Origin of the sequence: Kitasatospora sp. NPDC048239, assembly GCF_043202015.1 — a bacterium.
Classification (GTDB): Bacteria; Actinomycetota; Actinomycetes; order Streptomycetales; family Streptomycetaceae; genus Kitasatospora.
The window spans coordinates 180,457-206,396 of sequence record NZ_JBICZP010000008.1; the positions used below are offsets into that span (position 1 = coordinate 180,457).

Annotated in this window: 31 protein-coding genes; 20 read left to right on the forward strand and 11 right to left on the reverse strand. The window is 71.0% G+C overall.

Annotation, left to right across the window (positions count from 1 at the left end):
- Position 1 precedes the first annotated feature (1 nt).
- Positions 2–340: a hypothetical protein gene (locus tag ACGFZP_RS22830; RefSeq protein ID WP_392935892.1), complete on the forward strand. Its 339-nt coding sequence runs from the start codon at positions 2–4 to the stop codon at positions 338–340.
- A gap of 87 nt (positions 341–427) precedes the next feature.
- On the opposite strand, the gene ACGFZP_RS22835 is transcribed toward ACGFZP_RS22830, so the two are convergent.
- Positions 428–1,396, reverse strand: coding sequence for a heme A synthase (locus ACGFZP_RS22835; RefSeq protein WP_392935894.1), 969 nt, complete (start codon positions 1,394–1,396; stop codon positions 428–430).
- Positions 1,397–1,634: 238 nt separating this feature from the next.
- Between ACGFZP_RS22835 and ACGFZP_RS22840 the strand changes: the two genes are divergently transcribed.
- Complete coding sequence (locus ACGFZP_RS22840) at positions 1,635–2,999, forward strand: choice-of-anchor A family protein (protein ID WP_392935896.1); 1,365 nt, start codon at positions 1,635–1,637, stop codon at positions 2,997–2,999.
- 298 nt (positions 3,000–3,297) lie between these two features.
- The gene (locus ACGFZP_RS22845; RefSeq protein WP_392935898.1) at positions 3,298–4,017 is read left to right on the forward strand and encodes an LAETG motif-containing sortase-dependent surface protein; all 720 of its coding nucleotides are present in this window, start codon (positions 3,298–3,300) and stop codon (positions 4,015–4,017) included.
- A gap of 73 nt (positions 4,018–4,090) precedes the next feature.
- Here ACGFZP_RS22845 and pip read toward each other — a convergent pair whose 3' ends face one another.
- Together pip and ACGFZP_RS22855 are read right to left on the reverse strand one after the other, a co-directional pair.
- On the reverse strand, positions 4,091–5,050 hold the full coding sequence (gene pip, locus ACGFZP_RS22850) for a prolyl aminopeptidase (RefSeq protein WP_392935900.1): 960 nt from the start codon (positions 5,048–5,050) through the stop codon (positions 4,091–4,093).
- Positions 5,051–5,187: 137 nt separating this feature from the next.
- Complete coding sequence (locus ACGFZP_RS22855; RefSeq protein ID WP_392935903.1) at positions 5,188–5,766, reverse strand: 1,4-alpha-glucan branching protein; 579 nt, start codon at positions 5,764–5,766, stop codon at positions 5,188–5,190.
- Between the two features lie 208 nt (positions 5,767–5,974).
- Between ACGFZP_RS22855 and ACGFZP_RS22860 the strand changes: the two genes are divergently transcribed.
- The 3 genes from ACGFZP_RS22860 (at position 5,975) to ACGFZP_RS22870 (ending at position 8,078) form a co-directional block, all read left to right on the forward strand.
- Positions 5,975–6,481: a SigE family RNA polymerase sigma factor gene (locus tag ACGFZP_RS22860; protein WP_392935904.1), complete on the forward strand. Its 507-nt coding sequence runs from the start codon at positions 5,975–5,977 to the stop codon at positions 6,479–6,481.
- A gap of 81 nt (positions 6,482–6,562) precedes the next feature.
- The gene (locus tag ACGFZP_RS22865; protein ID WP_392935907.1) at positions 6,563–7,366 is read left to right on the forward strand and encodes a hypothetical protein; all 804 of its coding nucleotides are present in this window, start codon (positions 6,563–6,565) and stop codon (positions 7,364–7,366) included.
- A gap of 250 nt (positions 7,367–7,616) precedes the next feature.
- A complete protein-coding gene (locus ACGFZP_RS22870) occupies positions 7,617–8,078 on the forward strand; it encodes a DUF4231 domain-containing protein (RefSeq protein WP_392935910.1) in 462 nt (153 codons plus the stop codon).
- Between the two features lie 29 nt (positions 8,079–8,107).
- Here ACGFZP_RS22870 and ACGFZP_RS22875 read toward each other — a convergent pair whose 3' ends face one another.
- The 5 genes from ACGFZP_RS22875 to ACGFZP_RS22895 all read right to left on the reverse strand — a co-directional run bounded on the left by ACGFZP_RS22875 (position 8,108) and on the right by ACGFZP_RS22895 (position 12,516).
- Positions 8,108–8,851: a hypothetical protein gene (locus tag ACGFZP_RS22875; protein ID WP_392935913.1), complete on the reverse strand. Its 744-nt coding sequence runs from the start codon at positions 8,849–8,851 to the stop codon at positions 8,108–8,110.
- Between the two features lie 333 nt (positions 8,852–9,184).
- The gene (locus tag ACGFZP_RS22880; RefSeq protein ID WP_392935917.1) at positions 9,185–11,110 is read right to left on the reverse strand and encodes an OmpL47-type beta-barrel domain-containing protein; all 1,926 of its coding nucleotides are present in this window, start codon (positions 11,108–11,110) and stop codon (positions 9,185–9,187) included.
- A gap of 105 nt (positions 11,111–11,215) precedes the next feature.
- Positions 11,216–11,416: a DUF397 domain-containing protein gene (locus ACGFZP_RS22885; RefSeq protein ID WP_392935919.1), complete on the reverse strand. Its 201-nt coding sequence runs from the start codon at positions 11,414–11,416 to the stop codon at positions 11,216–11,218.
- 34 nt (positions 11,417–11,450) lie between these two features.
- Positions 11,451–11,654 (reverse strand): DUF397 domain-containing protein, encoded by a 204-nt coding sequence (locus ACGFZP_RS22890; RefSeq protein ID WP_392935921.1) that lies wholly within the window; start codon positions 11,652–11,654, stop codon positions 11,451–11,453.
- 1 nt (position 11,655) lies between these two features.
- Entirely contained in the window at positions 11,656–12,516 is an 861-nt protein-coding gene (locus ACGFZP_RS22895) for a helix-turn-helix domain-containing protein (RefSeq protein ID WP_392935924.1), read from the reverse strand.
- 301 nt (positions 12,517–12,817) lie between these two features.
- Here ACGFZP_RS22895 and ACGFZP_RS22900 point away from each other — a divergent pair, with 301 nt between their 5' ends.
- The 5 genes from ACGFZP_RS22900 (at position 12,818) to ACGFZP_RS22920 (ending at position 15,134) form a co-directional block, all read left to right on the forward strand.
- The gene (locus tag ACGFZP_RS22900; RefSeq protein ID WP_392935926.1) at positions 12,818–13,192 is read left to right on the forward strand and encodes an ATP-binding protein; all 375 of its coding nucleotides are present in this window, start codon (positions 12,818–12,820) and stop codon (positions 13,190–13,192) included.
- Entirely contained in the window at positions 13,189–13,446 is a 258-nt protein-coding gene (locus tag ACGFZP_RS22905; protein ID WP_392935929.1) for a hypothetical protein, read from the forward strand. Before ACGFZP_RS22900 ends, ACGFZP_RS22905 begins: the two co-directional genes overlap by 4 nt.
- Positions 13,434–13,673 carry a hypothetical protein gene (locus tag ACGFZP_RS22910; RefSeq protein ID WP_392935931.1) on the forward strand — a complete coding sequence of 80 codons (240 nt, stop codon included), beginning with the start codon at positions 13,434–13,436 and terminating at the stop codon, positions 13,671–13,673. The genes ACGFZP_RS22905 and ACGFZP_RS22910 overlap by 13 nt, the downstream gene beginning before the upstream one ends.
- Entirely contained in the window at positions 13,670–13,960 is a 291-nt protein-coding gene (locus tag ACGFZP_RS22915; RefSeq protein WP_392935933.1) for a hypothetical protein, read from the forward strand. Before ACGFZP_RS22910 ends, ACGFZP_RS22915 begins: the two co-directional genes overlap by 4 nt.
- Before the next feature lie 217 nt (positions 13,961–14,177).
- Complete coding sequence (locus tag ACGFZP_RS22920) at positions 14,178–15,134, forward strand: YhjD/YihY/BrkB family envelope integrity protein (RefSeq protein WP_392935936.1); 957 nt, start codon at positions 14,178–14,180, stop codon at positions 15,132–15,134.
- A 58-nt stretch (positions 15,135–15,192) separates the two neighbouring features.
- On the opposite strand, the gene ACGFZP_RS22925 is transcribed toward ACGFZP_RS22920, so the two are convergent.
- Both ACGFZP_RS22925 and ACGFZP_RS22930 read right to left on the reverse strand, forming a co-directional pair.
- Entirely contained in the window at positions 15,193–15,963 is a 771-nt protein-coding gene (locus tag ACGFZP_RS22925; RefSeq protein ID WP_392935938.1) for an ABC transporter permease, read from the reverse strand.
- The gene (locus ACGFZP_RS22930; protein WP_392935940.1) at positions 15,960–16,886 is read right to left on the reverse strand and encodes an ABC transporter ATP-binding protein; all 927 of its coding nucleotides are present in this window, start codon (positions 16,884–16,886) and stop codon (positions 15,960–15,962) included. The genes ACGFZP_RS22925 and ACGFZP_RS22930 overlap by 4 nt, the downstream gene beginning before the upstream one ends.
- A 277-nt stretch (positions 16,887–17,163) precedes the next feature.
- On the opposite strand from ACGFZP_RS22930, the gene ACGFZP_RS22935 reads away from it, so the two are divergent.
- The 9 genes from ACGFZP_RS22935 to ACGFZP_RS22975 all read left to right on the forward strand — a co-directional run bounded on the left by ACGFZP_RS22935 (position 17,164) and on the right by ACGFZP_RS22975 (position 24,206).
- Positions 17,164–18,003 carry a helix-turn-helix transcriptional regulator gene (locus ACGFZP_RS22935; protein ID WP_392936336.1) on the forward strand — a complete coding sequence of 280 codons (840 nt, stop codon included), beginning with the start codon at positions 17,164–17,166 and terminating at the stop codon, positions 18,001–18,003.
- A 9-nt stretch (positions 18,004–18,012) separates the two neighbouring features.
- Positions 18,013–19,428 carry a Fe-S cluster assembly protein SufB gene (gene sufB / locus ACGFZP_RS22940; protein ID WP_387941605.1) on the forward strand — a complete coding sequence of 472 codons (1,416 nt, stop codon included), beginning with the start codon at positions 18,013–18,015 and terminating at the stop codon, positions 19,426–19,428.
- 56 nt (positions 19,429–19,484) lie between these two features.
- Entirely contained in the window at positions 19,485–20,717 is a 1,233-nt protein-coding gene (sufD, locus tag ACGFZP_RS22945) for a Fe-S cluster assembly protein SufD (RefSeq protein ID WP_392935943.1), read from the forward strand.
- Positions 20,717–21,034 (forward strand): bifunctional 3-phenylpropionate/cinnamic acid dioxygenase ferredoxin subunit, encoded by a 318-nt coding sequence (locus tag ACGFZP_RS22950; protein WP_209411713.1) that lies wholly within the window; start codon positions 20,717–20,719, stop codon positions 21,032–21,034. The genes sufD and ACGFZP_RS22950 overlap by 1 nt, the downstream gene beginning before the upstream one ends.
- Positions 21,035–21,040: 6 nt before the next feature.
- Positions 21,041–21,805 carry a Fe-S cluster assembly ATPase SufC gene (sufC, locus tag ACGFZP_RS22955; RefSeq protein WP_392935946.1) on the forward strand — a complete coding sequence of 255 codons (765 nt, stop codon included), beginning with the start codon at positions 21,041–21,043 and terminating at the stop codon, positions 21,803–21,805.
- A gap of 23 nt (positions 21,806–21,828) precedes the next feature.
- The gene (locus ACGFZP_RS22960) at positions 21,829–23,076 is read left to right on the forward strand and encodes a cysteine desulfurase (protein ID WP_392936339.1); all 1,248 of its coding nucleotides are present in this window, start codon (positions 21,829–21,831) and stop codon (positions 23,074–23,076) included.
- Positions 23,077–23,092: 16 nt separating this feature from the next.
- On the forward strand, positions 23,093–23,545 hold the full coding sequence (sufU, locus tag ACGFZP_RS22965) for a Fe-S cluster assembly sulfur transfer protein SufU (protein ID WP_392935948.1): 453 nt from the start codon (positions 23,093–23,095) through the stop codon (positions 23,543–23,545).
- Between the two features lie 22 nt (positions 23,546–23,567).
- On the forward strand, positions 23,568–23,948 hold the full coding sequence (locus ACGFZP_RS22970; protein WP_387941597.1) for a metal-sulfur cluster assembly factor: 381 nt from the start codon (positions 23,568–23,570) through the stop codon (positions 23,946–23,948).
- 99 nt (positions 23,949–24,047) lie between these two features.
- Positions 24,048–24,206, forward strand: coding sequence for a hypothetical protein (locus tag ACGFZP_RS22975; RefSeq protein ID WP_392935951.1), 159 nt, complete (start codon positions 24,048–24,050; stop codon positions 24,204–24,206).
- Between the two features lie 59 nt (positions 24,207–24,265).
- On the opposite strand, the gene ACGFZP_RS22980 is transcribed toward ACGFZP_RS22975, so the two are convergent.
- Entirely contained in the window at positions 24,266–25,597 is a 1,332-nt protein-coding gene (locus ACGFZP_RS22980) for an MFS transporter (protein ID WP_392935954.1), read from the reverse strand.
- Positions 25,598–25,940 lie beyond the last annotated feature (343 nt).

A 25,940-nucleotide genomic window follows, 5' to 3' on the forward strand; every position in this document is an offset into this window, starting at 1 on the left:
TATGAGCAGCGCAGAGACCGCCACCACCGCCGCGCCGGACGCCCGCGTCGAGCGCCGCGCCAAGCGCATCGCCAAGCACCTCACCGCCTTCGCCAAGCAGCACGGGGGCAGCGCCGACGGCGTCGTCGAGTACGTCGGCGCCGTGGCCACCCGGATCGTCCTGGTCGGTGCCGACGGCGCCTGGGGCGACCAGGTCGCCCCGAGCTACGCCGTGGGCCGGCGGGCCGCCGAGCTGGCCGGGCTGACCCTGCACGACGACTTCGAGGGCGAGCTCGGGCTCCGGGTGAAGACCGGCCCGTACGAGTGGAAGCGGATGGCCGGTATCCAGATCGGCGGCTGATCCCGTCACGACGACGGCCCGGTTCCCCCGCGCGGGGGAACCGGGCCGTCGTGTGTGCTGTCGCGGGTCGTCCGGTGGGCCGGCCGGTCAGGCGGTGGCGGCAGCCGGGACGGGCAGGGTCTGGGCCGGGAGGGCCTCCTGCTCCCTGGTCCGCAGCGCCAGCGGGATCCGCAGGGCGGCGATCCAGGTGAGCGTGGCGCCCAGCATGTGCAGGCCGACCAGGATCTCCGGGACGTCCGTGAAGTACTGGACGAAGCCGAGCACCCCCTGGACCAGCAGGACCAGGAACAGCTCGCGGGCCCGGGCCCGGGCGGCGGGCGGCGCCTTCACCGCGGCGAAGACGAAGACCACCGCGATCGCCAGGCCGACCGAGACGAACGCCAGGTCGGCGTGCACCTGGGCGAGGCGGTCGTAGTCGAGCGGGATCCGGGGCACCAGCTTGTTGTCCTTGGGCGTGCCCGGGTGGTGGCCGGCGCCGGTCACCAGCGTCCCGGCGGCGACCAGCAGGCCGATCACGGTGACCAGGACGTAGGTCAGCTGGACGATCGGGCGGGCCACCGCGGGCTGCGGCGGACCGTCGCCCTCCTTCGCCCGCTCCCACATCTGCAGCGCGACCCAGACCAGGGCCATCGCGGCGATCAGGTGCAGCGCCACGGTGTAGGGGTTGAGGCCGGTCAGCACGGTGATGCCGCCGAGCACGGCGTTGCTCATCACCAGCCAGAACTGGGCCCAGCCGAGCCGGGTGAGGCCGCGCCGCCGCGGGCGGTGGCAGCGGGCGGCGAGGATGGCCCAGCCGACCGCGGCGCTCAGGACGTAGGTGAGCATCCGGTTGGTGAACTCGACGACACCGTGGAAGCCCATCTCGGGCGTCGGCGTCAGGCTCTCGCCGGTGCAGCGGGGCCAGGTGGTGCAGCCGAGGCCGGAGGCGGTGAGCCGGACGGCGCCGCCGGTGACCACGATGACCACGCTCATCACCAGCGCGGTGAACGCGGCACGCCGGACCATGGCGGCGGAGGGCTGCCAGCGATCGGCGAGCAGGGAGAAGGGGGTACGCACGGGGTCAATCGTAGGCGGCCTTACAGCCGATCTTGGGGCGGGGCGGGCGGGTGCGCCGCGCCGCCCGGTGGGCGCCCTTCGCGGCCGGGGCGCCGGCCGGCCCCCGCGGGTAAACAGGACTGTTCGGTCATATCGGATATTGGTCTTGACCAATCACAGGTCCGGTCGAGAGAGTGCGGTTGGTCCATACCATTTTCGGGCCGCCCCCACCCCCGCACGTCAAGCGGAGATCCTGCACATGCGCATACCCATGCCCGCCGCTGCGCTCGCACTCGGCGGATCCCTCGCACTGGCCGGTCTGGTCGCCCCGGTCGCCGCCCAGGCCGCCGAGCCTGGCCAGCAGTGCCTCAACCTCGGGGTCGCCAACCTCTACGGCGAGTTCATCGAGGGTGACGACACCCACACGCCGGACGCCGAGGGCGCGGTGGCGGTCGGCGGCAACGCCGACTTCACCGGCGGCTTCTCGGTCGGCCAGGAGCTCACCGCCGAGCAGGTGGCGGCGCTGCCGGGCGGCAACGCGCTGGTCGTGGCCGGCAAGCTCACCGGGCACAACACCCAGGTGATGAAGGGCAACGGCGTCTACGGGTCGAAGGCCGAGGGTGCCGTGGTCGAGGCGCACCAGGGCAAGATCTCCCAGGGTGCCTCGCCGATCGACTTCGGTGCGGAGTTCGCCCGCCAGCGCGCGGTCTCCACCACGCTGGCCGCCCAGGCGCAGACGGCCGCGGCCAAGGTCGAGGCCAAGGGTGCGGACCTGTACCTGAGCAGCTCGGACGCCAGGATCAACAGCCTCACGGTGAGCGCCGCCACGCTGCAGGGCGCCACCAACGTCTTCCTCAAGGTGCCGGTCGGCTCGGTCACGGTGGTCACGGTCACCGGCGACGTGTACGACATGGCCGCCGCCAGGACCACCGGCTTCCACCTGTGGGACGAGGCCAAGAAGACGTACGTCCTGGACGACAAGCTGCAGAGCGCGGCGGGCGGGGCCGTCCGCTCCAAGCTGCTCTGGAACCTCCCGACCGCCACCAAGGTGGTCAAGAACAGCGCGGCCGCCTGGCCCGGCACCGTGCTGGCGCCGAACGCCGCCTTCGACCTCGGCAGCGGCGGTCCGGTCAACGGCTCGGTGATCGCCAAGTCGCTGACCGGCAAGGGCGGCGCGGAGACGCACCACTACCCGTTCACCGGCTGCCTGACGGTCGAGGTGCCGCCGACCGCACCGCCGACGGTGCCGCCCACCGTGCCGCCGACCGTCCCGCCGGTGGTGCCGACCGGCACGCCGTCGGCGAGCGTCACGCCGAGCGCCCCCGGTACGCCGGGCGGCTCGGCGAGCCCGAGCGGCTCGGCCAGGCCCAGCGGCTCCGCCTCGGCCAGTGCGTCGGCCTCGGCCTCCGGCTCGGTTGCCGCCTCGGCCGCCGCGTCGGCTTCGGCGGGCGCGCCCGCCGCCTCCGCCTCGGCGAGCCCGTCGGCGTCGGCCAGCGGCGGGGGCAGCCTCGCGCACACCGGATCAGGTCCGGTCGTCCCGCTGGCGATCGGCGGTGCGGTGGTGATCGCCGCCGGTGCCGCGATCGTGGTGGCCACCCGTCGTCGGGCGGCCAGGAAGGCCTGACCGTCGCCCGCTGATCGTTTCGGCGCCCCCGGTGATTGAACCCAATCGCCGGGGGCGCCGTTCTTCATGTCGGTGTGACGAAGTCCGGTCAACCTTGCCCGATCCGCATCCTGGGAGGTGGCGGGTGTGATGGGCTGGCTCGTGCACATCCTAGACAGGACGGACAGACGGATTCCGGTCTTACAGCGGGTGTGGAGAGGCGCGGGAGTGCCGGTAGAGTCCCCGGGACACTCGTGGCGGGCCAACCGCGAAGCACTCAAGATGCCTGCTGCACAAGACCGTTCGGAGGGACAACGAAATGGCGCGACAGCAGCGGCAACTCGGTATCAGGAAGACGGCACTCGTCGGGGCGGCGGCCGCGGCCGTCCTTATGCCGGTGGCCCTGGCCACCAACGCGTCGGCCCACGCGCCGACTTGGCAGGTGACCTGTGACAAGGTCACGATCGATCTGACCAACTACAGCGACTCGAACGGCATAAAGAACTCGGTCAGCCTCACCATCGCCGGTGAGAAGGTGCTCGACCAGAAGCAGTTCGGCAAGGAGTACCACGGGAGCTTCCCGGTGAAGGACCACTCGGAGCCGGTCACCGCGACCTTCGTGGTGACCACCACCGAGGACCCGAAGAACGCCGACTGGAACAAGACGGAGAGCAAGACGATCCCGGTCTGCCACACGCCGACCCCGACGCCGACTCCCACCAAGACCCAGACCCCGACCCCGACGCCCACCCCGACCCAGACCCCGACCCCGACTCCGACTCCCACGAAGTCCTCGACCCCGTCCCCGTCCCCGACGGTGGCTCCGAGCCCGAGCGCCTCGGCCACGCCGAGCCCGAGCGTGTCGCCCACCGCGGCCAAGACGCCCTCCCCGGTGGCCAGCTCCCCGGCCCCCGTGCTCGCCCAGACCGGTAGCAGCGACTCCACCCCCGTCCTCGCGGCGGCCGGCGCCGGTGTCCTCCTGGTCGGCGGCGCCCTCGTCCTGCTCGCCCGCAAGCGTCGCAGCGGCAACCAGGGCTGACCCGTTCGCCTGGTGACGACGGCGGCCCCCTGCTCGGTCGAGCGGGGGGCCGCTTCGCTGTGCGGGCCCGGGGTCAGCGGTCCTTGAACTCCTCGATGGCCTCCCGGACGGTCCTGGTCATCGCGTCGCTTCCGACGTGTCCCGAGTCCTCGAAGATGTGCAGCCGCGCGTCCGGCCACGCCTTCGCCAGCTCCCACGCCGTCTGCACCGGGCTGCCCATGTCGTGCCGGCCGTGCACCAGCACCCCCGGGATCCCAGCCAGCCGGTGGGCGTCGCGCAGCAGTTGGTCCTCCTCCAGCCAGGCGCCGTTGCTGAAGTAGTGGGCGCAGATCCGGACGAACGCGATCCGCGCGTCGAGCTCCCGGTCGCTGTACATGCCGGGGATCCCGTTGGGCTCGTCCGAGACGACCGCGTCCTCCCAGGCGAGCCAGTCGTCGGCGGCCTTCTGTCGGACCGCCCGGTCGGGGTGCTCCATCAGCCGGGCGTAGGCCGCGAGCAGGTCGCCCTCCCGCTCGTCCGCGGGGACGCCCTCGCGGAACCGGTCCCAGGCCTCGGGGTGGAACCGCCCGGCGCCGCGGTAGAGCCAGTGGGTCTCCTCGGCCCGGGTCATCGTCACGGCCTGGATGATGATCTCGCTGACCCGCTCGGGGTGCTGCTGGGCGTAGGCCAGCAGGAGCGTCGAGCCCCAGGAGGCGCCGTTCAGCAGCCACTTCCCGATGCCGAGGTGGTCGCGCAGCCGCTCCATGTCGTCGATCAGGTGCTGCGTGGTGTTGAGCGCCATGTCCGCCGCAGGGTCGCTGGCGTGGGGGGTGCTGCGGCCGCAGTTGCGCTGGTCGAAGCGGATGACGCGGTAGCGCTCCGGATCCCAGGCCCTGGTCGGCCGCTGCGGGGTGCCCGCCCCCGGGCCGCCGTGGACCTGCAGGACGGGCTTGCCCTCGGGGTGGCCGAGCTGCTCGTAGTAGACGCGGTTGCCGTCTCCGGTGTCGAGCATGCCGTGGTCGTAGGGATGGGTCGGGGGATAGAGGTCAACCATGGCCGTCGATCCTAGGCCGCGACCGCGGCCGGGTGCTCGGACTTTCTCCCAAGTTGCCGTGCTGCCACGGAGCTTGATCCGGAGTGGGAAGTCGGACCGGCCGACTTCCCACTCCCGGGGAGAGCTCGCGCGGGCTGCTACCTCGGGGCGGCGGTCGCGAGGACGCCCCGCACGGCCGTGCCGTCCGGCCAGACCCACCCGGCGACGAGGTCCACGGACGGGCCCTGCGCGGGCTCCGTCGGCCGCAGCACGCGGTTGAGCCGAACGTCGGGCGCGTCGCCGAGCCCGGTTCCGTGCACGGTGACGGTCGGGTCGGGGGTGTCGCTCGTGCTCTGGTGCTGCGGCACCGCCTCGCCCCGCAGCAGCGCCTGCAACTGCGCCTTCACCACCGGGTCGTGGACGCCGTCGTAGATCCACCGGGTGCCCAGCACCCCGTGCTCGGAGGTGCCGATCAGCGCCTCGTCGTCGGCGCCCTCCAGCGCTGCACCGCGGTAGGCCAGGGGCACCAGGTACGCCACCGGCTGCCGCCCGGCGGAGTCCACCACGACCATGAACTCGATCCCGACCGCACCCTCCGGATCGTCCAGGCGGAAGCCGCCGGCCCGCACCAGCTCAGGGGACCCGGCATCGCCCGCGTACCAGCTCTGCTTCGGCAGCCAGCCGGTGAGCAGCTCCAGCTTGGTGGGCGTCATCGTGGTGTGGTGAATGGCGGCCATGAGCTCCCTCATGCGTTGGTCCGGGCCCGTCGTGCCACGGGATGTGCTCGAACCTATCGGAAGCGGCCGCGCCGCCCGCGCAGCGGCGGAGGGACAAATGGCGGAGGAACAAAAAGAAGGTGGCTCGCCCGCACGACATCCCGCCGACTCGCGTAGTCATGAGGGGTATGCACGGGGATCACGAAGCAAGCGAACAGGCGGGGACCGAGTGAAGTCAGCACAGGAGGATGCGTACCTGGAGTTCGTGGCCGCGAGGACGAAGCCGCTGTACCGCTCGGCGTACGTGCTCGCCGCCGGCGACGCGCATCTCGCCGAGGACCTGGTCCAGGAGACCCTCAGCCGGGTGTACGTGCACTGGAACCGGGTGTCCGGTGCGCAGAACCCGGCGGCCTACGCCCAGACGGTCCTGGTCCGCACCTTCCTCAGCCTGCGGCGTCGGCGAAGCACCGGCGAGCGCCCCACCGGGACCATGCCCGACGGCGCGGCGACCGCCCCGGACACCGCCCTGCGGCTCACCCTGCTGGACGCGCTCGGCCAACTGCCGCCCCGCGACCGGGCGGTGCTGCTGCTGCGCTACTGGGAGGACCGCAGCATCGAGGAGACCGCCGAGATGCTCAGGCTGAGCAGGAGCGCGGTCCGCTCCCAGGGCACCCGGGCGCTCGCCAGGGTGCGTGCGCTGCTCGGCGACAGCCTCTCCGACCTGGTTCCGCACTGAGCACCGGTGTGCGCACAGGTCACAACCGCCGCAAGGCCCTCCATCAGCGACAGAACAGCGACAGAACAAGGTGACGCCAGCATGCCGTTCGAAGCAGACCTCGCCCATGCCCTGGACCGTACGACCGACTCCCTCGAACCCGATCTGACCGCGCTCATGGGCCGGGCCGTCGAGCGCGGACGCAGCCGACGGCGCCGGCGCAATATCGGGATCGCCGCGGGTGTCGGCGCCTGCGCCGTGATCGCGGCCACCGTCGTGGCGCTGCCCGGTGTGCTCGCCGCGGGCCGCTCCGCCGGATCCGACTTCGAGCCGGCGGCGCTGGCGCTGCCCCGCTCCGCGATCACCGACACCCAGATGATCGAGGCCCTGGAACGGACCTTCCCCGGGGGCCGGTTCAGCCAGGTGACCGGTCAGAGCAACAACCCCTCGGACCCGTCCGGCGGGCTCGTAGCCAACGCCGGGCTCGTCCTCGACGACGGCCAGGGCGCGGCCTTCGTCGGCGTCTCGACGGTGCGGCTCAAGATGCCGCTCGGGGACGGCGGCGGGCTGAGCTGCAAGCAGACGCCCGCCCGCGCCGCAGGTGACACCTGCACCCTGCGTGAACTGCCGAGCAGCGCCGAGCTTCCCGGCGGGGCCGTGGTGATGTCGGAGAAGAGCGCGGCCGAGCACCCGGTCCGCGCCGACACCGCCCACCGCTGGACGGTGACGGTGACCCTGAAGTCGACCGGTGCGCAGCTCCAGCTGGTGGAGTGGAACAGCATCGGCGGCGGCACCGGCAGCGAGACGCCGAAGCTGACCCGCCCCGCTCCGCCGCTCTCCGAGCAGCAGGTGGTGGACGCGCTCACCGGTGCCGTCTGGGCGCCGATCCTCGCGGCCGTCGCCTAGGCCCGGACGGGGCCTAGCCTGCCGGGGCCCCTGCTCAGGGAGTGGGCACCTGCTACCTCATTCACCGTAACGCCGATGCGGCGGCGCGGCGCGGGGTGTCCCCGGCGGGGCCGACTTCCCGTTCCGGCCGGTGGGGTGGGGGCAGCGGCGGCCGTGGCGGGGTGCGGTGTGAGACCCTTCGGTCGCGGTCGGCGGGGGCGTCGCGCAGGGCAACGATGGGGGAGACGTGGAAGCTGACGGGTCTGGGCGCGTGGGGCCGACGCCGGTGGAGACCGCCGGGCACCTCCTGGAGCGGATCCGGGAGGGCAGCCTCCACGTCCGGAGGAAGAAGCGGACCTTCCGCCTGGCCTCCTCGGCCCTGAAGGTGCTGACGCTCCTGCTGTCCGCCGCCTCGACGATCATCCTCGGCCTACAGGACCTGGACTTCTGGGCCGGGCTGGGCTTCGCCCTCGTGGCCGTGGTGACCCTGCTGGGAGCCGTCGAGTCGTTCTTCAACTGGCGGTCGCGCTGGGTGCTGATGGAGGAGTCGCAGTACCGGTTCCAGCGTCTCGCCGCCGAGTTGGAGTACCTCATCGCCTCGACGCCCGCCGACGACCTCACCCAGGACCGGCTGCGCCCGCTCTTCGACGAGTACCAGGGCGTGTGGGCGCGGCAGAGCGAGCGCTGGCTCCAGGACCGCCGCACGCAGGGCTCCCAGCCCGGCGGCGGTTGAGCCGGGAGGCGCTGACCCGCCGGGCCGATTCAGGGCCTGCTGTTCCGCCATTTCTCCAGTCTCCGGAGGTGTGTCTCCTCGTCCACCGTCTGGGTGCTGTGCTGGATCAGGTCCTCGGAGGTCGGGGGAATTCTGGAGGCCAAGGTGTAGGTCCGGGTTCTGGTTTCGGCAAAGATGTGCACGCCGATGACCTTTCCGTCCTCCTGGGACACGATGGCCGCACCGGAGTCCCCGTCCAGACCGTTACCGCCCTCGATCTGTGTGCACGGGCCGAGGCTGATGTACCCCTGCTGGTTGTCTCCTCGGAACACCCAGCGGTCGACGTCCACCACCCTCCCGTGCTGAACGGCTCCTGTGCTCTTGCCGAGCCAGCTCACGACCTCGCCGTCCTTCGGATCCCGCGTCCCCAGCGGACCGTCGCCGGTGTAGATCCCCGGGATCTGTGAGACCGTCTCTCCCGCCACCGGAGCCATCCACGCGAAGTCGTAGAGCATGTCCTCGCGGCGCGCCGTGTATTCCACCGCGTCCCGGTAGGTGAAGTACTTCGACCGCCCCGAAACGCGCCCGATGATGTGCACGTCCTCACGGCGCCTACCGTGCCATGAGGGCTGGAAGACCGGCGCGCCGACCGAGTCCACCACGTGGCCCGCCGTGATGGACGCCAACTTGCCGTCCCACATGACGGTCGCCCCCAGGGTGCCGTAGGCCATGACGTCGGCGGCCTGGATCTGGTACCCGCCCGGACACTCCTTCATGAACTGGTCGAGCGCCATGTCGATCGGCTTCCAATCTCCGGGCCGGGTGGGCCCTGAGGTGACGTGGGAGACGGGTGGACCGATCGCCGGACGGGCGTGACGCGTGGCTCCGTGGCGGTCCTGGGCACCTGCCGTCCCCTTCACCGTAACGCCGATGCGACGGTGCGGCGCGGGGCGTTCCCGGTGGGCCGTGTGCACCGTACGGGGGCGTGGTTCGGTCGCGCACACCGCCGGCGGGCCGCCGGAACGGCCACTGCGTGCCTCCGCCATAGCGGTCGCGCCGCACACCACGGGCCCGGGCCACCTCGCGGTGGCCCGGGCCCGTTGGTGCTGCGTCAGGCTGGGACCGGCTCAGCCCTGCTGGGAGCCGTCGGAGGCGTCCCACGGCTCCGTGTCGTGGGGGTCGCAATCGATCCGGATCTCCAGGCAGTGCTCCTGCTCCACGTTCTGCGCGTGGTCGTCCGAGCGGTACTCGACCTCGTGGCGGCCGTCGCCACTCACCGTGAACGGGTCGGTGTAGCGCGTCCACGCGCCGCCGTCGACCCGGTAGTCGGTCATCGCGACGCCGCTGATGTCGTCGGTGGCGTCGAGGGTGACCAGGACGTCCGAGTGGTAGACACCGTGCCGGTCGGGCCCGGGGTGGGTGCGCGCGGTGGTGACCGGCGGCAGGGTGTCGAGCGGCAGCTCCATGGCGGCCTCCTCCAGGGTGATCTCGTTCTCCTCGGTCGGTGCCGGAACCCCGGCTGCGCCCGAGTGCGCGATCGAGCCGCCGCGCAGCTGGATGTTGTCCCAGTCGCCGTGGCCGGGCAGCGTGGTCTGGGCCCCGTCGTTGTTGGTGTCGAACGCGACGATGTTCGGGCTGATCATGCCGTCACAGTTCCAGTCGACCTGGGCGGCGCTCGCCTGGACGGTGACGAACCGGGAGCCCTGCTTGGTGTTCGGGCACCAGTGCATGACGTCGTAGCCGGCGGAGCTGGCCGGGAACTGGCGCTCGTTCAGCGTCGGCTCGGTCAGCGAGCCCACCGCCCGCGAGTAGTCCATGACCCCGGTGGTGGTGCCGATCGACAGGCCGCCCAGCTGGTAGGAGTAGTTCATCACGCTGAAGTACTGCGGCTGGTGGTTGGGCGTGTCGGTGTTTCCGCCGTGCTTCAGGCCCAGGTCGTGCCCCAGCTCGTGCATCAGCGTGCCGGCCTGCTGGTTGGTGTTGCCGACCTTGTTGTCGAAGCTCCCCAGGCTGATGATGAAGTCGCTGCCCGGCACGCCGGCGGCGATGCCGCTGTACGTGACGCCGGGCTGGAGGTTGTGCGCCGCGATGGCGTAGTGGAAGAGCGAGCTCCGCCCGGTGCTGATGAAGCCGCCCTTGGCCGTCTTGATCTTGTTGAAGTCGTTCCACAGGTAGCGCCCGTTGGCGTCCACCGTGCCGAGGTTGGCCGCCTCGGTCTGCTTCTTCGCCTTGCTGAGCGCCCCCCAGGTGGTGTTCTTGCTGTAGTCGAGGAAGCTGTCCGGCCCGGCGTCGACGTGCAGGTTGATCCCCGTGGTGGGGCTGTGCCGGTTGAACGGGGAGTTCTTGAAGGCGTCGACGACCTTCCTGATCGCGTCGTTGGTGAGCGCGTGGCTGTGGGTGTCGTCGGCCATCCAGTCGACCTGGACGAAGATGTCCGGCTTGTTCACGTCGGCGCCCATCGCCTTGAGGTCGATGAACTGGTCGGGGCTGCCGTCACTGGGCTTGATCGTGACGCCGTTGCGCTTCCAGTCGTCCGGGATCCCGTCGCAGGTGGTGGAGTTGCAGTCGACGGTGAAGGTGACGGGGGTGAAGGCGTCGGTGCCGCCGGTGTGGCTCGCCACGTAGCCCGTGGGCACGGCCTCGGTGAAGGTGTTCGGCTGGTCGAGCGGGGCCGGGACGTTCCAGCCGAGCGTGATCAGGGTGCCCTGGCTCTCGCCGCCCACCTGGTAGCTGACGGTGCCCGAGGCGCCGTTGGAGCCCTCGCACACGCCGACGTTGAACTGCCCGGTGCCGCCGAGGGCGGCGAGTCGCGCCGGCGGGTTGGTGTAGGCACAGCCGTCGGTGACCTGGAGGGTGGTGAAGGTCAGGTCGCGGTCGCTGCTGTTGACGAGGTTCACCCCGAGCAGGCCGCCCACCCGGCGCGCGGCCGCGGCGGGGGTGATGGTGGCGACGAGGGTGAGCAGGGCCAGGGCCAGCACGAACAGTGGCGCGAGGCCGGGGTGCCGGACGATCCGCGAGGGCGCGGCGACACCGGAAGGATGATCTGTGGTCATTCCGTCACGCTAAGTGTCAATCCGTCGCGAACCTGTCACGACCCGTCGAACAGTCACCCCGTCGGCGGCCCCTTGCGAGGAGCAAGGGGCCGCCGGAACGGCTCGCTACAGGGGGGAGGCGTGGTGGTCGAACTCGCCGGCCTTGATGCCCTGGACGAAGGCGGCGAACTTGGCGGGGGTGGTGCGGACGATGATGTCGCCGTCGTCGGACTCGCGGACCTCGACCAGCCCGTCGGCGGTTCGCACCTCGACGCAGTTCTCGCCGGCGCTGCTAAAGGACGACTTCTGCCAGTTGGCATCAGGCATTGTGGTTCTCCCATAGGTCTCGTGCTGCTGGTCCTCAGGCGCTGCGGTCGGCGTGGTGGTCGAACTTGCCGGCCTTGGCGTCCTGGAGGAAAGCGGCGAACTTGGCGGGGGTGGTGCGGAGGATGATGTCGCCGTCGTCGGATTCGCGGAGCTCGACCAGGTCGTGGGTGGCACGTACCTCGACGCAATTGTCACTGGAGCTACTGAAGGACGACTTCTGCCATTTGATCTGAATCATTTCAGTCTTTCAGCGTTCGAACCGTATCGTGGATCATGTTTCGCGAATCTTCCTCGGTGAGTGCCGCCTTTTCGATACGGTCAAAGATGGCGCGATAGGACGCAAGCTCACTCGGGGCGTCGAAGAAGATCGGGCCTCGCGAGGACTCCATTTCGACCGTGTCGAGCTCGGGAACCTTGCCGAAGCTGTAGATGATGCTCTCGATCGGTCCTGGATGGGTGTGGACGTTGAAGGGGACTACACGGATGCTTATGTTGTCCCGGAACGAGTCGTCGATCATGCGTCGAAGCTGGTCGCGCAGGGCTTCAGTGCCGCCGAAGCGGGTGAGGAGGCTGGACTCGTGTACGTATGCCTCCAGCCTCTTCTGAGGGCTTCGGAGGAGCATGTTTCTGCGCTGAGTGCGGAAGCCCGTGTGTAGATCGATCTCGTCGGCCGTGAGGCGGGGGATCCTCCGACTGAACATCCCGTTCGCGTAGTCACTGGTCTGCAGGAGTCCCGGAAGGAACGCCGAGGTCCAGACCTTGAGCGTTCCTGATGCGAAGTCCTCGTGCTCGGCGGATTCGAGGAAGACGCTGGGTAGTAGTCCGCGATACTCCTCCCACCAGCCCTTTGTCCGGTCCTGCGTCATATTGCCGAGTGCGTCGATCAGTGGCTCGTTCAGGCACTTGCAAGCGTTGGCGATGTCCCGCAGGCGCTGACGGCTGACCCCGATCCTGCCGGACTCCATCTGGCTGACCTGGCTCACGTCGATGTCGAGAATCCTGGCCAGCTGCGGCCCGCGGAGCGCCGAAGCCTCGCGAATCCTCCGAAGCTCGGCGCCGAGTCGGCGTTGCCTCAAGGATGGGTTGCGACGTGGCGGCATTCGTTCGTTCCTTACGTGAAGTGTGCCAAGTCTGCCGCCTGCCAGGCGTTTCGGTCCACCAATCGGCCTCTGCGTACCGCCTGCGGGTGACGTTCAGGCGAATGAGTTCCTCATGTGAAACTCTTGCTGTAGCGTCAGCGTTCGTCACGATCCGACGGATCGTCAGTAACGCCTGTTTCCAGGGCAGTAGGCGCCTGCTGCCCTCGCACCGCAGAGCAGCCATGTCCTGGCCTGGCTCACGGTGGCGTATCCGCCGGTGATCGACGAACCCCACTCCACTGACCTCATCCGGAGGTTCCCCATGTGTGCCCTCAACCCCCCTGACTGGTCCGCCGCCCGGGAGGCGTTGCGCGACGTCCTCGCCGCCGTCGGCTGGCCGGACGACCTGATCCGCGACGCCGAACTCGCCCTGCATGAGTTGTTCGTCAATGCCTGGCGCCACGCGGGCAGCCCCGCGCCGACCGTGGTCGTCTCCCTCCTCGCCGACCGCACCGTCCGCGTCTCGGTCGCGGACGACAGCCCCGTCCTGCCCGAACCGCGCACGTCCGCCGATCCCTACGAGCTCTCCGGCCGGGGCCTGCACCTGGTCCGCTCGCTGACCGACCGCTTCGGCGCGGCGCCGCTCAAGCGGGGCAAGGGCAAGTTCGTCTGGTTCGAGCTGGACGCCGTCGCGTGAACGACAACCGCTCCCCGATCGCGCCCGACGACCCCCGGATGCGCGACTACACCGAGGCCCAGGTCACCGAACTCCTCCGCGAACTCCACGCCAAGGGCGCCGAGTTCGGCATCCGGTGGGGCTCCGCCACCACCCACCACGGCCCCGTGGACGGCCGCATCCTGATCAACTTCGGCCACGCCCCGCTCGCCACCCTCGTCAACCTCCTCCAGCTGCTCCGCGACACCGGGAGGAGCGAGCCGTGGGAGTCGTGATCCCGATGGTGACGGCCTCCACCCACGTGGAGCGCACCACCGTTGCCTACCTCACCGTCGAGACCGTCCCCGACGCCGCCGTCCAGCTCCGGCTGGCCGTCGACCTCGACGTGCACGCCGGGCCCGGCGAGCAGCTCGCCCTCCCGCTCACCCGCGACCAGGCCGAGGAGCTCCTCCACTCGCTCGCCGCCCACCTCGGGCGCCGCGTGATCGGGATCCGCCGATGAGGACCGGCACCGCGAGCTTCCTGGTCGGCGCGGCCCTGCTCACCCTCCTCGCGCTGGCCCTGGCCACCGTCGCCCTCGGCGTCCTCACCGCCCTCAAGGTCAACGACGACACCCAGCCCCTCGCCCCGAAGCCGATCACCCGCCACGGCCGCTGGGAACTGCGCCAACTCCCCGACGGCACCGCCGAGTACGCCTGGATCGCCCGCCAGGCCGGCCACTACGGCCCCGAAACCCACCACCGCAACACCACCGCCAACCCCCAGGGCCGCCACCGCATACCCACCTGAGCGCGACACGAAGGCCCCCGCCCACTCAGGGCGGGGGCCTCGCCGCACCCCGCCGCCCTCGCGCGCCGGGCGCGGTCGGAAACCGATGGGGCTGCCCGTGACCGCCGGGCGGGTCGCCCGTGCGGGCGGACCGGTACGGCCGCGTCACGAGCGCCCGCCAAGGGCCGGGCGGGCTACGCTCACAGCCAGGACAGGACCTCGGGGATCCAAGGAGCGCATGACGGCCCAGACCAGCCGCGAGCGCGTCATCAGAACGCTGACGTTCTGGCTGCGCCCGGCCTTCGCCCTGCGCTGCGTCAGCCGCTTCCAGAAGCTCGTGGGCTTCGACCGCTCGATGGCCCTGGCCGCCGGGGCACTGGCCGCGACGGTCCCGCTCTCGATCCTCGTCGGCAGCATCCTGACGCACACGGGGCACCAGGACGCGGCGGACCGGATCATCAACCGCTACCAGCTCACCGGGGAAGGCGCCGAGGCCGTCCGGGAGGTCCTCTCGCTGTCGTCCGACACGAGTACGACCGTCGGCATCTTCGGGGCGGTGTTCCTCGTGATCTCGGTGCTGAGCTTCGCGCGTGCGGTCCAGCGCCTGTTCGAACAGACCTGGGAGCTCAGGCCGCTCAGTGTGCGCAACACGCTGAACGACCTGTTGTGGGTGGCCGGCCTCGCGGGCTACGGGACGGTCACCGGCCTGGTCTACGGGTTCCTCGGTCACGGGCGCCTGGGGGTGGCCGCGGCCGCGGTCGAGGCGCCGGTGACCGCGGTCTTCCTCGTCTGGAGCGGTTGGATCCTCACCGCGCGGCGGATCGCCTGGCGCGCCCTGATCCCGTTCGGAGCCGTCGGGGGCGTCCTGGTGGCGGTGTACTCGGTGGGCGCGACGGTCTACCTGCCGCACCTGTTCAGTTCCTCGGCCACCCGCTACGGCGCGGTGGGCGCCGTCTTCGCGACGCTCTCGGCGCTCTTCGGCGCCATGCTCGTCATCGTCGGGTCGGCCGCACTCGGGCGGGAGGTGCGCGAGGAGCTCGTCGGCATCGCCAGGGGCGAGCGACCGCCCGACGACGAGATCCGCCGCGAGTGGCACACCGTGATCGACCAGGCGCGACTGCGGTGGCACAGCACCCGGCAGCAGATCGCCCGCTACCGCCGACCCAGGGAACCGGATGAACCGGACGAACCCTGATCCTCAGATCCTCAGGACGCGGCCCGGCCGGGCCGCGCGGCGAGCCCGCCCCCGCCACTCACTCCCAGCGGAAGAAGCGGGCCGCCGCGGCCAGGCCGAGTACCGCCCAGCCGGTCAGGATGCCGAGGTCCGCCCACGGCACGCCCGCGCCGGTCTGGAGGACGGACCGCAGGCCGTCGGACAGTGCGGCGATCGGGGTCAGCTCCAGCACCGACTGGACGGCGGAGGGGAACCTGCTCAGCGGCACGACCACGCCGCCGGCCAGCAGCAGCAGGATGAAGACCAGGTTGGCCGCGGCCAGCGTGGCCTCCGCCTTGAGCGTCCCGGCCATCAGCAGGCCGAGGCCGGAGAACGCGGCCGTCCCGAGGGCCAGCAGGGCGACGACGCTGAACGGGTCCCCCTGCGGGGACCAGCCGAGCGCCAGCGCGATCACGCTCAGCAGCGCCACCTGCAGCGCCTCAGTCACCAGCACGCAGCCCGTCTTCGCGGTCAGCAGCGCCCAGCGCGGCAGCGGGCTGGCGCCGAGCCGCTTCAGCACGCCGTACCGCCGCTCGAAGCCGGTGGCGATGGCCTGCCCGGTGAAGGCGGTGGACATCACGGCCAGCGCCAGCAGGCCGGGCGCCAGGAAGTCGACCCGCTTGCCGGGGCCCTCCACCGCGACGATGTCGACGGAAGAAAAGAGGACGAGCAGCACCGTCGGGATGATCACCGTGAGCAGCAGCTGTTCGCCGTTGCGCAGCAGCATCTTCGTCTCGAAGGCGGTCTGCGCGAGCAGCATCCGGCCGACGGGCGCGGCGCCCGGCTTCGGGGAGTAGTCCACGGAGGTCATGAGCGGAGGTCCCGTCCGGTCAGGTCGAGGAAGACGTCTTCGAGGCTGCGGCGCTGCACGGAGAGCCGCTCGGGCAGGATGCCGGAGGCCGCGCACCAGCCGGTGACGGTGGCCAGCAGCTGCGGGTCCACGGGAGCCCCGATCAGGTAGCCGCCGGGGGTGGGCTCGGTGGCGGTGGCGCCCTCGGGCAGCTCCTTGAGCAGCGGGCCGAGGTCCAGCCCGGGCGGCCCGTCGAAGCGCAGCGTGGACTCGGCGCCGCCGCGGCAGAGCTCCTCGGGGGTGCCCTCGGTGACCACCCGGCCGCGGTCGACGATGGCGACCCGGTCGGCGAGTTGTTCGGCCTCGTCCATGTGGTGGGTGGTGACGACCACGGTGACGCCGTCCCGGCGCAGGTCGCGGACCAGCTCCCAGGTGGCGTGCCGGGCCTGCGGGTCGAGCCCGGCGGTGGGCTCGTCCAGGAAGACCAGCTCCGGGCGGCCGACCACGGCCATGGCGAGGGCGAGCCGCTGCTGCTGGCCGCCGGAGAGCCGCCGGTAGGTGGTGCGGCCGCAGGAGCCCAGCCCGAGCCGCTCGACCAGGGCGTCCACGTCCAGCGGGTGGGCGTGCAGCTTGGCGGTGTGGCGCAGCATCTCGACGGCGCGCGCGCCCGCGTACACGCCGCCGGACTGCAACATCACGCCGATCCGGGGGCGCAGCTCGGCGCCCCGGGCGACCGGGTCGAGGCCCAGGACGCGGACAGTGCCGGCGTCGGGGCGGCGGTAGCCCTCGCAGACCTCGATGGTGGTGGTCTTCCCGGCGCCGTTGGGGCCGAGGACGGCGGTGACGGCGCCGCGCGCGATGACGAGGTCGAGACCGTCCACCGCGGTCTTCTCGCCGTAGCGCTTGACCAGCCCGGTGATCTGGACCGCGGGTTCGGAGTGCATACCGGCGAGTCTAAGAGGACCGAACACGGCGGCCGGACGGGAGGCCGGGCCGCGGCGGCGGGCCGGGGCGGCGGGGGTTGCGGAGGGTCGGATTCCAGATGGGTGGGCTTCCCGCAGGCGGGCCCGGAACGGCCGCAGTGACCGGTGGGGAGAGGCCTCCACTGATCGTTTTCGCAGGTCAGGTAAGCCTTACCTGCGTGACAGATGCCACGGATGAGGCGTGGGTCACGGCTTGTCCTCCCGGAAGTAATTACGCAACACTGGTGTTGTGAAAAACATGCGCGAGCACTCCACGCAGCAGGAGGCCGAGTCGGCCCCCGGCTGCGCCGTGCCCGCGACGGCGGCCGAGGTGCTGCTGGACGGCCACCGCGCCACCCGGGACCGGGTCGCCCGATCGATCCTGGACCACGGCCCGTCCTCCGCCACCGACCTGGCCAACCGGCTCGGTCTGACCAGCGCGGCGGTCCGCCGCCACCTGGACGGACTGGCCGCCGCCGGCCTGGTCGACGCCCGCGAGCAGCGGGTGTACGGCAGCCGGGGCCGGGGCCGCCCGGCCAAGGTCTTCGCCCTCACCGACGCCGGTCGGGACGCCTTCTACCAGGCGTACGACCAGCTCGCCGCCGACGCCCTGCGCTGGATCTCCGACGCGGTCGGCGGCGGCAAGGCCGGCGAGGAGGCGGTCGCCGCCTTCGCGCGGGCCCGCTTCGGCAAGCAGGGCGAGCGGTACCTCGACGCGCTGGACCAGGTCGAGGCCGCGGAGCGCACCGAGGCGCTCGCCCAGGCGCTGAGCGCCGACGGGTACGCTGCCACGGTGCGGAGAGTCCCGTCGGCCGCGGCGAAAGCCCCGGCGGGCGCCCAGCTCTGCCAGCACCACTGCCCGGTCGCGCACATCGCCGAGCAGTTCCCGCAGCTCTGTGAGGCGGAGACCGAGGTCTTCTCCCAGCTGCTGGGCACCCATGTGCAACGGCTGGCCACGATCGCCCACGGCGACGGGGTCTGCACCACCTATGTGCCGGCACCCGGTGCCGCATCGTCGCCCGCCCTGCGCTCCGCAGGCGGCTCCGATGCAGTGCCGACTGCCGGTACGTCCACCGATGATTCAGCCTCCGCGCGTTAGGAAGCTCGCATGACTGACACCGTTTCGCACCCGGAGCTCGAAGGCCTGGGCACCTACGAGTACGGCTGGGCGGACCCGGACACCGCCGGTGCCACCGCCAAGCGCGGGCTCAGCGAGGACGTCGTCCGCGACATCTCGGCGAAGAAGAGCGAGTCCGAGTGGATGCTGAACCTTCGCCTCAAGGGCCTGAAGCTGTTCGGCAAGAAGCCCATGCCGACCTGGGGCTCGGACCTCACCGGCATCGACTTCGACAACATCAAGTACTTCGTCCGCTCGACCGAGAAGCAGGCCGAGTCGTGGGAGGACCTGCCCGCGGACATCAAGGCGACGTACGACCGGCTGGGCATCCCGGAGGCGGAGAAGCAGCGGCTGGTCGCCGGTGTGGCCGCGCAGTACGAGTCCGAGGTGGTCTACCACCAGATCCGTGAGGACCTGGAGGAGCAGGGTGTCCTCTTCCTGGACACCGACACCGCGCTCAAGGAGCACCCGGAGATCTTCAAGGAGTACTTCGGCACGGTCATCCCGGCCGGCGACAACAAGTTCGCCGCGCTGAACACGGCCGTCTGGTCCGGCGGCTCCTTCATCTACGTGCCGAAGGGTGTCCACGTCGACATCCCGCTCCAGGCCTACTTCCGGATCAACACCGAGAACATGGGCCAGTTCGAGCGGACGCTGATCATCGTCGACGAGGACGCCTACGTCCACTACGTCGAGGGCTGCACCGCGCCGATCTACTCCTCGGACTCGCTGCACTCCGCGGTCGTGGAGATCATCGTCAAGAAGGGCGGCCGCTGCCGCTACACGACCATCCAGAACTGGTCGAACAACGTCTACAACCTGGTCACCAAGCGCGCCGTGGCGTACGAGGGCGCGACCATGGAGTGGGTCGACGGCAACATCGGCTCCAAGGTCACCATGAAGTACCCGGCCGTCTACCTGATGGGCGAGCACGCCAAGGGCGAGACCCTGTCGATCGCCTTCGCGGGCGAGGGCCAGCACCAGGACGCCGGGGCCAAGATGGTCCACATGGCGCCGAACACCTCCTCCAACATCGTCTCCAAGTCGGTGGCGCGAGGCGGCGGCCGCACCTCCTACCGCGGTCTGATCGAGATCGGCGAGGGCTCCAAGGGCGCCAAGTCCAACGTGCTCTGCGACGCGCTGCTGGTCGACACCATCTCCCGCTCGGACACCTACCCGTACGTGGACGTCCGCGAGGACGACGTGTCGATGGGCCACGAGGCGACGGTCTCCAAGGTCAGCGAGGACCAGCTCTTCTACCTGATGAGCCGGGGCATGACCGAGTTCGAGGCGATGGCGATGATCGTCCGCGGCTTCGTCGAGCCGATCGCGCGCGAGCTGCCGATGGAGTACGCGCTGGAGCTGAACCGGCTGATCGAGCTGCAGATGGAAGGCTCTGTCGGCTGACACGCAGCCGCACACGGTCCCGTCCGCATTCCTAGGAAGAGAGCACCACGACAGCCATGGCTGACGTCAACACCCCCACCGGCTCCACCACCGCCGGTTCGATCGAGGTCGGTACCGCCGGCGCGGGCGCGCAGCTCGCCGGCCCCGGCACCGGCCGCGCCACCGTCCAGCAGCCGATCGACGCCCGGGTCGCGGTCAAGCCCTCCTTCGAGGTGGGCGACTTCCCGGTGCCGACCGGGCGCGAGGAGGACTGGCGGTTCACCCCGCTGCACCGTCTCGGCGGCCTGCACGACGGCACCGCCGCCGAGGCCGAGAAGGGCGAGGACAAGGTCGAGCTGAGCCTGCCGGACGGCGTCACCGCCGAGACCGTCGGCCGCGACGACGCCCGCCTGGGCAAGGCCGGCAAGCCGGTCGACCGGGTCGCCGCCCAGGCCTTCAGCGCCTTCGAGCAGGCGCTCGTGGTCACCGTCCCCAAGGAGACGGTGCTCACCGAGCCGGTCAAGATCGACGTGCACGGCGAGGGCGGCACCCGCTTCGCCCACGTGGTGGTCGACGTCAAGCCGTTCGCCGAGGCCGTCGTGGTGATCAACCACACCGGTACCGGCACCCGGGCCGCCAACGTCGAGCTGCTGGTCGGCGACGGCGCCAAGCTGACCTTCGTCTCCGTCCAGGACTGGGACCGGGACGCGGTGCACGTGGCCCAGCAGACCGCCCTGGTCGGCCGGGACGCCTCGCTGAAGTCCGTGGTCGTCAGCTTCGGCGGCGACGTCGTCCGCATCCACCCGCGGATCTCCTACGCCGGACCGGGCGGCGAGGCCGAGCTCTTCGGCCTCTACTTCGCCGACGCCGGCCAGCACCTGGAGCACCGTCTGGTCATCGACCACGACACCCCGCACTGCCGCTCCAACGTGGTCTACAAGGGCGCGCTGCAGGGCAAGGACGCGCACGCGGTCTGGGTCGGCGACGTGCTGATCCGCGCCGCCGCCGAGGGCACCGACACCTACGAGCTCAACCGCAACCTGGTGCTCACCGACGGCGCCCGGGTGGACTCCATCCCGAACCTGGAGATCGAGACCGGCGAGATCGTCGGCGCCGGCCACGCCTCGGCGACCGGCCGCTTCGACGACGAGCAGCTCTTCTACCTGCAGGCCCGCGGCATCCCGGCCGACGAGGCCCGCCGCCTGGTGGTCCGCGGCTTCTTCGCCGAGCTGGTCCAGCAGATCGGCGTCGCCGAGATCCAGGACCACCTGATGGAGAAGATCGAGGCCGAGCTGGAAGCGGCGGTCTGATGAGTTTTCTCCGTGCCTGCGCGCTGAGCGAGCTGGCCGAGGACGTGCCCCGGCGCGTCGACCTCAACGGCGTGCCGGTCTCCGTCGTGCGCACCGACGAGGGGGTGTTCGCGATCAACGACACCTGCTCGCACGCGAACGTCTCCCTCTCCGAGGGCGAGGTCGAGGACTGCATGATCGAGTGCTGGCTGCACGGCTCCAGCTTCGACCTGCGCACCGGCAAGCCCTCCGGCCTGCCCGCCACCAAGCCGGTCGCTGTCTACCCCGTAAAGATCGAAGGGGACGATGTGCTCGTCTCCGTCAACCAGGAGTCCTGAGTACACATGGCAACCCTTGAAATCCGCGACCTGCACGTCTCCGTCGAGGCCGAGAACGGCCCCCGGGAGATCCTGAAGGGCGTCGACCTGACCGTGAAGCAGGGCGAGACCCACGCGATCATGGGTCCGAACGGCTCCGGCAAGTCCACCCTGGCCTACTCGCTGGCCGGCCACCCGAAGTACACCGTCACCGGCGGCTCGGTACTGCTGGACGGCGAGGACGTCCTGGAGATGTCCGTCGACGAGCGCGCCCGGGCCGGCGTCTTCCTGGCCATGCAGTACCCGGTCGAGGTCCCCGGTGTCTCGGTCTCCAACTTCCTGCGCACCGCCGCCACCGCCGTCCGCGGCGACGCCCCCAAGCTGCGGCTGTGGGTGAAGGAGGTCAAGGAGGCGATGGCCGCCCTTCAGATGGACCCGGCGTTCGCCGAGCGCAACGTCAACGAGGGCTTCTCCGGCGGCGAGAAGAAGCGCCACGAGATCCTCCAGCTGGAGCTGCTCAAGCCGAAGATCGCGATCCTCGACGAGACCGACTCCGGCCTGGACGTCGACGCGCTGCGCATCGTCTCCGAGGGCATCAACCGGGTCCGCTCGACCGGCGAGGTCGGCACCCTGCTGGTGACCCACTACACCCGCATCCTGCGGTACATCAAGCCCGACTACGTCCACGTCTTCGCGGCCGGCCGCATCGTCGAGTCCGGCGGTGCCGAGCTGGCCGACAAGCTGGAGAACGAGGGCTACGAGTCCTACGTGAAGGGCGGCGCTTCCGAGTGACCCATACTCACGAGTCGGCGGTTCTGTCGGGCCTGCTCGACACCGATGCGATCCGCAAGGACTTCCCCGTCCTGCAGCGGCTGCTGCACGACGACAAGCCGCTGGTCTACCTGGACAACGCGGCGACCTCGCAGAAGCCGCGCCAGGTGCTGGAAGCCCTGAACGCCTACTACGAGCGGCACAACTCCAACGTCCACCGCGGCGTGCACGTGCTCGCCGAGGAGGCCACGGCGCTCTACGAGGGCGCCCGTGACAAGGTCGCGGCCTTCATCAACGCGCCGAGCCGCAACGAGGTGGTCTTCACCAAGAACGCCTCGGAGTCGCTCAACCTGGTCGCCAACATGCTGACCTGGGCGGACGAGCCGTACCGGGTCGACGCCGAGTCCGAGATCGTCATCACGGAGATGGAGCACCACTCCAACATCGTCCCGTGGCAGCTGCTCTCGCAGCGCACCGGCGCGAAGCTGAAGTGGTTCGGGCTGACCGACGAGGGCCGGCTCGACCTGTCCAACATCGACGAGCTGATCACCGAGAAGACCAAGGTCGTCTCGTTCACGCTGGTCTCCAACCTGCTCGGCACGGTCAACCCGGTCGAGGCCATCGTCCGCAAGGCCCAGTCGGTCGGCGCGCTGGTCGTCATCGACGCCTCGCAGGCCGCGCCGCACATGGTGCTGGACGTGCAAGCGCTGGAGGCGGACTTCGTCGCCTTCACCGGCCACAAGATGCTGGCGCCGACCGGCATCGGCGTGCTCTGGGGCCGCCAGGAGCTGCTGGAGGACCTCCCGCCGTTCCTCGGCGGCGGCGAGATGATCGAGACCGTCACGATGGGCTCGTCCACCTACGCCCCGGCGCCGCACAAGTTCGAGGCCGGCACCCCGCCGATCGCCCAGGCGGTCGGTCTCGGTGCGGCCATCGACTACCTGTCGGCCATCGGCATGGACCGGATCGCCGCGCACGAGCACGCGATCACCGAGTACGCGGTCGAGCGGCTGCTGGAGGTCCCGGACCTGCGGATCATCGGCCCGCGCACGGCCGTGGACCGCGGTGCGGCGATCTCGTTCACGCTGGGAGACATCCACCCGCACGACGTGGGCCAGGTGCTGGACGAGCAGGGCATCGCCGTGCGCGTCGGACACCACTGCGCACGGCCGGTCTGCCTGCGGTACGGAATTCCGGCGACCACGCGGGCGTCGTTCTACCTGTACTCGACGCCCGGTGAGGTGGACGCCCTGATCGACGGGCTCCACCACGTCCGGAACTTCTTCGGCTGACAGGACGGCCCACGACATGAAGCTCGACTCGATGTACCAGGACATCATCCTGGACCACTACCGCAACCCCCACGGCAAGGGACTGCGGCCCGGTGACGCCGAGGTGCACCACGTCAACCCGACGTGTGGCGACGAGATCACCCTGCGGGTGCGGCTCGACGGCGCCACGGTCGCGGACGTCTCGTACGAGTCCCAGGGCTGTTCGATCAGCCAGGCCAGCGCCTCGGTGCTGAACGACCTGGTGGTCGGCAAGAGCGTCGGCGACGCGCAGGCCGTCCAGGAGGCCTTCCTGGAGCTGATGCAGAGCAAGGGCCAGGGCGAGGGCGACGAGGAGGTGCTGGAGGACGCGGTCGCGTTCGCCGGCGTCTCCAAGTACCCGGCCCGGGTCAAGTGCGCGCTGCTGAGCTGGATGGCTTGGAAGGACGCCACCGCCAAGGCGCTCGCCGAGCACCCCGCCGTCAACGACTGAAGCAGAAGAGGAGGACAGACACATGAGTGACACCGAGACGCCCGCCCCTTCCGCTGAGGGCGGTCCGACCGTCATCGTCGGCACCACCGCCGGCACCGTCTCCGTCGAGGACCTGACCGAGGCCCTGATGGACGTCGTCGACCCCGAGCTGGGCATCGACGTCGTCAACCTGGGCCTGATCTACGGCATCCACATCGACGAGTCCGACGTGGCGACCATCGACATGACGCTCACCTCGGCGGCCTGCCCGCTGACCGACGTCATCGAGGACCAGGCCAAGACGGCCACCGACGGCCTCGTCCAGGACCTGCGCATCAACTGGGTCTGGATGCCGCCGTGGGGCCCGGACAAGATCACCGACGACGGCCGCGACCAGCTCCGCGCGCTCGGCTTCAACGTCTGAGACCGGTCGACCGTCAACCCGCTGCCGCGCGAGTCTCCCCTTCGGGGGAAGTGCTCGCGCGGCAGTGGTCTGTCTGCGAGCGGGCGGCGAGGTCGGGGCATGCCCTCTGTCGTCGTGTCCGGGCGGTGGATCTTGCCGAACAAGGCCGAGGGGAGTTGCGCGGTGCTCGGCGAACGGTCGTTCGGTGAGCTGGTGAAGCCGCCCGAACCGTTCGGGTTCGAGATCCACCCGGACACGTGGAAGCCCTGGGCGAGTTGAGCCCGCGAACGCCGCTGCCCGGTACGGAGGTCCGTACCGGGCAGCGGCGTTCGCGGCGGTCAGGCGCGCTTGGGGGAGCGGGCTACGGCGACGGCCAGGGCCACGCAGGCGAGGGCGGCCAGGGCGGCGAACCCGCTGGTGGCCGGGAGCAGGCCGTAGTGCTGGACGAGGGCGCCGACGCCGACGATGGGCAGCGAGGAGCCGAGGTAGACGATGACCCACAGGGAGCTCAGCTCGGAGCCCCGGCGCTCGGGGTTCATCGCGGCGACGGCGGAGGTGAACAGGGACCGGAAGGCGACGCCCTGGCAAGCGCCGCCGAGGACGCTGCCGATGAACAGCAGAGCGGCGGTGCCGGTGTACTGGGCGGTGATGACCAGGGCGAGGCCGGAGGCGAGGCCGGCCATGCCGAGCGCGATGACCAGGCGGTCGGCGGTCGGCGGGACGAGCAGCTGGGCGGCCGCGGACGAGCCGAGCAGCAGGGCCGCCACCACCGCGCCGGTCAGCCGGGAGTCGCTGTGCAGCACCTTGGCCGAGAAGGCCGGGGCCAGGCTCAGGTAGACGCCGAAGACCGCGTAGGAGACGAAGCCGGCCCCGGACGCGAGCAGGAACTCGCGGCGGCCGGTGGCCGGCAGGGCGAGGCGCTGCGGGCGCAGGTGGGCCGGGGTGGTGATGCGCGGCGGGGCGGCCGGCGGGCGGTTGCGGCCGGGCATCCGGGGGTGGACCAGGGCCAGCGGCACACAGAGCGCCAGCAGGGCGACGGCGTGCAGCAGGAAGGGCGTCAGCAGCGGGTCCGAGCCGCCGGCCAGCAGGGCGCCGACCACCGGGCCGAGGGCGACGCCGCCCGCCGAACAGGCCAGGGTGAGCTTGGCGGCCAGGGTCGGGCGGTCCGGCAGCAGATCGCCCAGCGCCGCTCCGGCGGCGCCGGTGGACAGGCCGACCGCGATGCCCTGGACGGCCCGGCCGAGCGCCAGCTGCCAGAAGCTCCCCGCGGTGGCGAACACCACGTCCCCGGCGGCGGCCAGCGCCACGGCCGGCAGGATCAGGGCGCGCCGGCCGAGGTGGTCCGACCAGTGGCCGACCACGGCGAGCACCGGGACCAGCGCGAACACGTAGACGGTGAACAGCAGCGTGGTGTCGAACGGGCCGAGGGCCAGCCGCTGCTGGAGCAGCGGGTAGATCGGGGTCGCCAGGTTGGCTCCGACCAGCATGAACAGCAGGGCGGCGGCCACCAGGCCGACGCGGATGCCGCGCAGCGCGTTCCAGCGGCTGATCGCGGCGAGCTGGAGCTGGGCGCGGGGCGCGAGCTCCAGGGGAAGCAGGGCCTCCGACAGTCGGCGTCCGTCGAACTGCGCGGTGCGCAGGCCGGAGCCGGCAGGGGAGAGGTCCGCCATGGCAGGGGTCTCCTGTGGCCGGGCACCACCGGGGTCGGCGGGGTGTGCCGATGCGCCCGTCCTGCGGCGCTGTGGTGGTGGCCTCGGTGCGGGACTCCCTGGTGGAGCAGGTGAGCGTGGGGCCCCTCCGGCCCGGTGCCCGGGAGAGGAGGGAAAGGGGGCGTCATTGCCCGGTGGCCCGCGCGGGGTGTGCACGGCACCATTTCGAAGGATAAGGGGTGGGCGCACGGTTGCGGCGCGCGCCCCTGGAGGCCGGGCATCGAGGGTGCCCGGCCTATACGCTGAGGTAATAGACCGGTTACACGGAGCCGATGCTCCGCGGACCGGTCGGCTGACCGCTCGC

What these genes read in the sequence shown, in the direction of transcription:
- ACGFZP_RS22830 (WP_392935892.1), top strand. Translation starts at nt 2, where the DNA reads ATGAGCAGCGCAGAGACCGCCACCACCGCCGCGCCGGACGCCCGCGTC.
- ACGFZP_RS22840 (WP_392935896.1), top strand. Translation starts at nt 1,635, where the DNA reads ATGCGCATACCCATGCCCGCCGCTGCGCTCGCACTCGGCGGATCCCTC.
- ACGFZP_RS22845 (WP_392935898.1), top strand. Translation starts at nt 3,298, where the DNA reads ATGGCGCGACAGCAGCGGCAACTCGGTATCAGGAAGACGGCACTCGTC.
- pip (WP_392935900.1), bottom strand. Translation starts at nt 5,050, where the DNA reads ATGGTTGACCTCTATCCCCCGACCCATCCCTACGACCACGGCATGCTC.
- ACGFZP_RS22855 (WP_392935903.1), bottom strand. Translation starts at nt 5,766, where the DNA reads ATGGCCGCCATTCACCACACCACGATGACGCCCACCAAGCTGGAGCTG.
- ACGFZP_RS22865 (WP_392935907.1), top strand. Translation starts at nt 6,563, where the DNA reads ATGCCGTTCGAAGCAGACCTCGCCCATGCCCTGGACCGTACGACCGAC.
- ACGFZP_RS22875 (WP_392935913.1), bottom strand. Translation starts at nt 8,851, where the DNA reads ATGGCGCTCGACCAGTTCATGAAGGAGTGTCCGGGCGGGTACCAGATC.
- ACGFZP_RS22880 (WP_392935917.1), bottom strand. Translation starts at nt 11,110, where the DNA reads ATGACCACAGATCATCCTTCCGGTGTCGCCGCGCCCTCGCGGATCGTC.
- ACGFZP_RS22885 (WP_392935919.1), bottom strand. Translation starts at nt 11,416, where the DNA reads ATGCCTGATGCCAACTGGCAGAAGTCGTCCTTTAGCAGCGCCGGCGAG.
- ACGFZP_RS22890 (WP_392935921.1), bottom strand. Translation starts at nt 11,654, where the DNA reads ATGATTCAGATCAAATGGCAGAAGTCGTCCTTCAGTAGCTCCAGTGAC.
- ACGFZP_RS22895 (WP_392935924.1), bottom strand. Translation starts at nt 12,516, where the DNA reads ATGCCGCCACGTCGCAACCCATCCTTGAGGCAACGCCGACTCGGCGCC.
- ACGFZP_RS22900 (WP_392935926.1), top strand. Translation starts at nt 12,818, where the DNA reads ATGTGTGCCCTCAACCCCCCTGACTGGTCCGCCGCCCGGGAGGCGTTG.
- ACGFZP_RS22915 (WP_392935933.1), top strand. Translation starts at nt 13,670, where the DNA reads ATGAGGACCGGCACCGCGAGCTTCCTGGTCGGCGCGGCCCTGCTCACC.
- ACGFZP_RS22920 (WP_392935936.1), top strand. Translation starts at nt 14,178, where the DNA reads ATGACGGCCCAGACCAGCCGCGAGCGCGTCATCAGAACGCTGACGTTC.
- ACGFZP_RS22925 (WP_392935938.1), bottom strand. Translation starts at nt 15,963, where the DNA reads ATGACCTCCGTGGACTACTCCCCGAAGCCGGGCGCCGCGCCCGTCGGC.
- ACGFZP_RS22930 (WP_392935940.1), bottom strand. Translation starts at nt 16,886, where the DNA reads ATGCACTCCGAACCCGCGGTCCAGATCACCGGGCTGGTCAAGCGCTAC.
- ACGFZP_RS22935 (WP_392936336.1), top strand. Translation starts at nt 17,164, where the DNA reads ATGCGCGAGCACTCCACGCAGCAGGAGGCCGAGTCGGCCCCCGGCTGC.
- sufB (WP_387941605.1), top strand. Translation starts at nt 18,013, where the DNA reads ATGACTGACACCGTTTCGCACCCGGAGCTCGAAGGCCTGGGCACCTAC.
- sufD (WP_392935943.1), top strand. Translation starts at nt 19,485, where the DNA reads ATGGCTGACGTCAACACCCCCACCGGCTCCACCACCGCCGGTTCGATC.
- ACGFZP_RS22950 (WP_209411713.1), top strand. Translation starts at nt 20,717, where the DNA reads ATGAGTTTTCTCCGTGCCTGCGCGCTGAGCGAGCTGGCCGAGGACGTG.
- sufC (WP_392935946.1), top strand. Translation starts at nt 21,041, where the DNA reads ATGGCAACCCTTGAAATCCGCGACCTGCACGTCTCCGTCGAGGCCGAG.
- sufU (WP_392935948.1), top strand. Translation starts at nt 23,093, where the DNA reads ATGAAGCTCGACTCGATGTACCAGGACATCATCCTGGACCACTACCGC.
- ACGFZP_RS22970 (WP_387941597.1), top strand. Translation starts at nt 23,568, where the DNA reads ATGAGTGACACCGAGACGCCCGCCCCTTCCGCTGAGGGCGGTCCGACC.
- ACGFZP_RS22975 (WP_392935951.1), top strand. Translation starts at nt 24,048, where the DNA reads ATGCCCTCTGTCGTCGTGTCCGGGCGGTGGATCTTGCCGAACAAGGCC.
- ACGFZP_RS22980 (WP_392935954.1), bottom strand. Translation starts at nt 25,597, where the DNA reads ATGGCGGACCTCTCCCCTGCCGGCTCCGGCCTGCGCACCGCGCAGTTC.